This window comes from Sulfurimonas sp. (genome assembly GCF_032250635.1).
GTDB lineage: Bacteria > Campylobacterota > Campylobacteria > Campylobacterales > Sulfurimonadaceae > Sulfurimonas.
On sequence record NZ_JAVVFL010000145.1, the window covers coordinates 1 to 5,696 of the forward strand.

Here is a 5,696-nt window from a genome sequence, read left to right on the forward strand (position 1 = left end):
CGTTGCGCATCCGTAACTCCCGCAAAAGTTTGAGTAAGAGCATCCATTTCGCTTTAACGCTGCATTTGAGAGTATTGCCCGCGGGGTCGGAATGCTCTCAAAGTTAAGAGATTTGCATGCGGCGTCAAACCACTTTGTCACTCCGTTTTCTTCAAGTTTTGCATAAGGAAAACGGGAGGTGCTTCTGGGCTCCAAAAAGGAGTGTGTAACCACCTCCCCGCTAACACCGACTATGCGCTCAACTTTTTCGTAGTAGGGCTCCAGCTCCTCATAAGAGAGAGGCCAATCCGCCACATTTGCGCCCTCTATCTCTCCATGAGTCGAGAGAAGCTTAAAGTCGTTTGGCTTCATGCGGTGGAAATAGCCGCTCATAAGGTTTGATGATCCTCCCACCATAGAGCCGTTCCAAAAACTCCATTGGTAATCGCTTCCTAGATATCTTCTGCGCTCTTTACTCTCGTCTAGTTCATAGATAACATGCTGCTCATCTTTAAGGTCAGGAGTAAAAAGCTCGCGCCGCGAAACCGCCAGCTCATCTTTGTTAAAATCATCTTCCTTGTACTCTTTTCCTTTTTCAAGCACAACCACACTAAAACCTGCGCGACTCAGCTCATAAGCGACAGGCGAGCCGCCTGCACCGCTCCCTATGATGCAAACATCGTACGTCATAGATACGCACTTTTTGGATGCGGTAAACCCGCACTAAATCCAAGCCACTTTTGCGCCGCATCTTTTTTGTTTACACCGTAAACTGCGTCACTGCGCAGTGCTTCCATACTGTAAGTCAAAAGAGCCTCTATCCATGACTCGCCCCATCCATACTCTGAAATCTCCTGCAACACCTCTTGTCGTTTTTGTGCTGAAAGATTATAGTAAAGCTTGCCGTGAAGCTTTAGGGACTCCTCATGAAGCCATTGAACGCCATTGCGAAGAAACTCTTTGTGTGAAGTGCTAATTCTTGAATGGTCTAAAATAAGTAGCAGATAAGAAGCAGTATCGACATAGAGCTCTTTTGCTTTTGGAAAAAGATCTTCTTGAACAAGTGTGAGAGTTTTTAAAGGTTCTGCTGCTCCGTACAAAGAGGAACCGGCAAAGAGCAAAACAGCTCCGCCTAAAAAACTTTGTTTGAAAAAATTTCTACGCGTGTTTAAAATCATACTTTATTATACTAACATTTCTTCAAAATAGTTATCTACATTCATATAAGTTTTTCCCGCATGGTCTTTAAAGATAAGGTGTGATTTGTTGAGTTTTGATATGTGATCTACTCCCATAATCGCCAAAAGCTGCTGCATACCGTGTATCATCTGTGCGTGATAAGAGGCGACATTTCTTGCTTTTTGCTCCACCAAAAAAGAGGCTCTCTTCTTTTTATCTTGCGTTGCAAGTCCGACGGGGCAGTGCCGTCCATGTGCGCCTGAACATTCACGTGCGCGAATGCACCCTGCACTCATCATAAAGGCTCTGGCAATTCCTACATAATCCGCACCGATGCCAAAAAGAACGATAGCATCATCGGGAGTAAGAACTTTTTCACTCGCAATAAGTTTAACTTTTTCTCGTACACCTGCTTCTTTGAGTGCCATATCTGCTATATAAAGTGCTTTTGCTATTACCATTCCGACCGTCATCATCATCTCCAGAGGAGCAGCGCCGCTTCCGCCGTCACCTCCGTCAATCGTAATAAAATCAGGGTACGCTCTAGAACCCTCCTCTACTCTTTTTTTTATCAAAGAAGCATACTCCAAAAAAGTATCTTTTGAAGAGATAACAATCTTCACGCCTACAGGCTTATCCGAGAGTTCTTTGAGCCTGCCCATAAAATCAAAAAGTTCTTCAAGAGTTTTTCCATAAGGAAACCGATTGGGTGAAAAGAGATCTTTATGCGCCTCTACTCCCCTATAATATGCCACGGCTTCGCTTACTTTGTCTGCTAAAAGCTTTCCTCCCGTCTGCTTCGCTCCTTGCGCCATTTTTATCTCCGTCATTCGGGCGAATCGCATGCTTTTTATATAACGCTGCTCATCAAAGCCACCCTGTTTATCTCTAACACCGTAAAGACCGCTTCCTATTTGAAAAATGATATCTGGTACGTCCGAGGGTATCTCTTTTGGAAAAGCTTCAAGGGGTGCATTCCAGTTAACACGATAGCACACCTTATGCTCTTCATCAAAAAGATAACTCTCTGCGTCACTTGATAAAATTACCATATGCCTATAAACTCTCTCGGCAGCAGAGGCATTGAGCAGAAATTTCACAAACAGATAAACGCTCTTGGCAAAAAAGGTTCCCTCTATGACATCGAGATAATCTCTGTTTTTCGGATTGTAGCGATGTGTATATAAGAAGTTTGAGGTAAGGCTTCCCTCTCCCGTATTGATAGGAAAACCTCCCAGATAAGCCCCTTTACTAAAAGCGCGTGTTCCCTCCGGAGAAATCGCACCGTCACTCATGGCGCTTCTGCCCAAAACTGAATGAGCTTTAAAGGGGTGCTTTGAATCTTGCCCAAAAGTAACCCCGAACTCCTCGCTAACATCCTCTGTGTTAAGCACACAGTTGGCATTTTTAATGGAGAGCCGTGCAGATTTTTGCGGTTGTCCCGGAGAAAAAGAGGCGTACGCGGCTTTTCTCTCTGCGGAGTCATAAACCCATTTTACTTTGTCAAAAGATTCGTAAAACTTCTCATCCCCAAAATATTGTCTCATCGGGTCACGCAAGAGATAAAAAAGATACCGCATGCGACCTATGAGAGGGTAGTTGATAAGTAGCTGATCCTCTCTTTGAATAAATCTGTCATAGACAAACAAAACAAGAGATATAAGAGCAAAAACAATCAATGAAGCCTGAAGCAAAAAGAAAAGAAGCGGAAAACGAAATTGGCTTACCGCATCTTTAAAATCTAAGAGTGCTTCCATGTTTTAGTTCTTATCACCGAAAAAAAGTCTATCGAGGCTAAACTTGCCTGCTCCATTAGATACAAAAATAAGCAAAAAGAGCATATAGTACAATGGTATTTCATAACCGTTATCACCTGCAGAAAAACCGTTTGGAAGATGCACCGTCACGATAGCCACTATCATGACGACAATAAGCGGCAGTGAAATAAAGCGTGTTAAAAGCCCTAATGTAAGTAGTATTACGCCGACTATCTCAGTGCTTGCCGCCATATAAGCGTTGAGCGTCGGAAACGGTATGCCCAAAGACTCAAACCAACCGGAAACAGAGGCTATATCACCCCACTTCATCATAGCAGGCTCATAAAACCCGTAAGCAACCGCTAAACGTGCCAGCAATAAAGCAAATGATTTCAAATACTCACTCAATCTGGAAAACTCAATATATATCTGTTTGCACTTCATAGTACACTCCTCAATCAATTTTAAATTGACATATAATAACAGATATTTATAACTCTGTATGTATGCTTGATTACATTTGTCTCATATAAAAAATGATATACTCTTTTATTTCCAAGACAAGGGAGCGTCGCATGTCTAAAAAACCAAGTTGCAACATGAGCCATAAAGAGGCAAATATTCGTTTTACGATTGCATCACTGCTCTTGTTTTTTTCAATCTATGAATCTTCTTACACTTTGGCAGTTATTGCTCTAGTAATATTTTATACCGCACTAAAGAGATTTTGTTTTATTTATGCACTTTTCAATCTCAATCAAAAATATAGTCTAAAAAATTACTATCTCTCTCTTCTTCCAAAACACAGAAACTCTCCTGTTTTCATTTTTAACGAAAAAGGCGCGATTCTTTTTCGCAATGAAGCATCACATAAAGATCTTTTAGAAATCACCTCTCTTGAGTCCTTAAGTATAAATAATCCAAAAGAGGTAGCTGCAAAAAACACGCAAAATACCATATTTTTTGAAAACAAAAGCACCTCATACCAAGTTGAAATAAAAGGGATTCAAGAAGAGCGACTTATCTTAGCTTACTTTACGGATGTCACAGAACTCATAACCCTCAACAAAGAGATTGAAGAGACTCAAAAAGATATTATTTATGCTATGGGAGAGATAGGTGAAACGCGTTCAAAAGAGACTGGAAATCATGTCAAGCGAGTAGCACTTTACTCCTACAAACTTGCTATTTTGTACGGTTTAAGCGAAGAGGATGCGGCTCTTTTGCAGATGGCAAGTCCTATGCATGATATTGGCAAAATAGGGATTGCGGATGCTATTTTAAATGCACCGCGCAAACTCACCTTTGAAGAGTTTGAAGTGATGAAAACACATGCGGCTTTAGGACAAGACATGCTTAAACACTCAGGCAAACCAATCCTAAAAGCTGCCGCTATCGTTGCAGGGGAGCATCATGAAAAATGGGATGGAAGCGGATATCCAAACGCAAAAGCCGGAGAAGAGATTCATATTTTTGGTCGTATTACTGCCGTTGCAGATGTTTTTGACGCACTTGCAAGTGATAGAGTCTATAAAAAAGCATGGGAGATGAAAGATATTTTAAATCTTTTTGAAAAAGAGAAGGGTAAACACTTTGAGCCAAAACTTGTTACGCTTCTTATGGAAAATCTGGAACACTTTCTTGAAATAAAGGAACAGTTTAAGGATGTATAATTCATAAATTTTAAATCGGAGTACAACTATGAAGTTTTTTTTAATTTTTTGCCTAACTTTAACACTCATTCATGGAAAAAATATAAGATTTGAGATACTTGGTTCAGGAGGTCCTGAAATAGATGGGCGTGCCAGCACCTCTTATTTGCTTTGGATTAACGACAAAGCTAAACTGCTCATTGATCTTGGAAGTGGTTCTATGCTACGCTTTGAACAAAGCGGTGCGACTATAGAAGATCTTGATGCTGTTGTCCTTACGCATATGCACATCGATCACAGTGCAGATCTTCCCTCTTTTATGAAAGCAGGATTTTTTACAAATCGACAAAACTCTTTGGATATTATTGGACCTTACGGCAATAAATATTTTCCATCCATTAGAGAATTTGTGGAGATTCTATTCGGTAAAAAAGGAGCGTATCGGTACATGCAAGACATCCTCACATCACAGAGTGATTCTTTTGAACTCATCCCCATTGAAATAGCTAAAGGAGAAAAAAAAACACTAAGATACAAAGATTTTACACTTAATTTTATTACGGTTCATCACGGCATAGTCCCTGCACTTGCTTTGCGTATAGATGTAGGTTCAAAATCTATTGTTATTAGCGGGGACACCAATGATGAGCAAAACACCTTAGAAAGATTTGCATACAAAGCAGATCTCTTTATAGCACATCATGCGATACCCCAAGAAACAAATAATTTTGCAAAAGAGTTGCATATGACACCATCTAAAATTACAAAGATAGCTGTAAAAGCTCAAGTGAAAAAAATTGTATTGACGCACAGAATGAAAAGAACGAAAACGCATGAGGAAGAGACTCTCAAACTAATTCATAAGAATTTTTCAGGGGATGTGATTTTTGCCGAAGATAGAATGAAGATAGATTTTTAAGCAGAGTTACTCTGCTTAAAGAATGAAGTTAGTTAGAGCCGCATTTTCCTTTGCCACACTTGCCTGCTTGAGGCGCTTCTTTTTTCATCTCTTTTTTTGCGTCACCGCACTTGCCATCTTTTTTCATCTCTTTTTTTGCGTCACCACACTTGCCATCTTTTTTCATCTCTTTTTTTGCGTCACCGCACTTGCCATCTTTTTTCATCTCTT

General features: G+C 40.4%; 6 protein-coding genes and 1 pseudogene. 2 read left to right on the forward strand and 5 right to left on the reverse strand.

The window, feature by feature from the left end; all coding sequences use genetic code 11:
- From RQ763_RS08830 to RQ763_RS08845, 4 genes are all read right to left on the reverse strand, one after another.
- The coding region (locus tag RQ763_RS08830) for an FAD-dependent oxidoreductase (RefSeq protein WP_314152444.1) at positions 1 to 669 on the reverse strand (669 nt) is incomplete at its 3' end.
- Positions 666 to 1,157: a gluconate 2-dehydrogenase subunit 3 family protein gene (locus tag RQ763_RS08835; RefSeq protein WP_314152445.1), complete on the reverse strand. Its 492-nt coding sequence runs from the start codon at positions 1,155 to 1,157 to the stop codon at positions 666 to 668. The genes RQ763_RS08830 and RQ763_RS08835, both read right to left, overlap by 4 nt.
- A 6-nt stretch (positions 1,158 to 1,163) precedes the next feature.
- Positions 1,164 to 2,915, reverse strand: coding sequence for an FMN-binding glutamate synthase family protein (locus tag RQ763_RS08840; RefSeq protein ID WP_314152446.1), 1,752 nt, complete (start codon positions 2,913 to 2,915; stop codon positions 1,164 to 1,166).
- 3 nt (positions 2,916 to 2,918) lie between these two features.
- A complete protein-coding gene (locus RQ763_RS08845) occupies positions 2,919 to 3,359 on the reverse strand; it encodes a DoxX family protein (protein WP_314152447.1) in 441 nt (146 codons plus the stop codon).
- 131 nt (positions 3,360 to 3,490) lie between these two features.
- On the opposite strand from RQ763_RS08845, the gene RQ763_RS08850 reads away from it, so the two are divergent.
- The gene (locus tag RQ763_RS08850; RefSeq protein ID WP_314152449.1) at positions 3,491 to 4,588 is read left to right on the forward strand and encodes an HD domain-containing phosphohydrolase; all 1,098 of its coding nucleotides are present in this window, start codon (positions 3,491 to 3,493) and stop codon (positions 4,586 to 4,588) included.
- Between the two features lie 28 nt (positions 4,589 to 4,616).
- Positions 4,617 to 5,486: an MBL fold metallo-hydrolase gene (locus RQ763_RS08855; RefSeq protein WP_314152450.1), complete on the forward strand. Its 870-nt coding sequence runs from the start codon at positions 4,617 to 4,619 to the stop codon at positions 5,484 to 5,486.
- Between the two features lie 28 nt (positions 5,487 to 5,514).
- Here the strand turns inward: RQ763_RS08855 and RQ763_RS08860 are convergent.
- Positions 5,515 to 5,696, reverse strand: a pseudogene (locus RQ763_RS08860) (hypothetical protein); the annotation flags it as partial.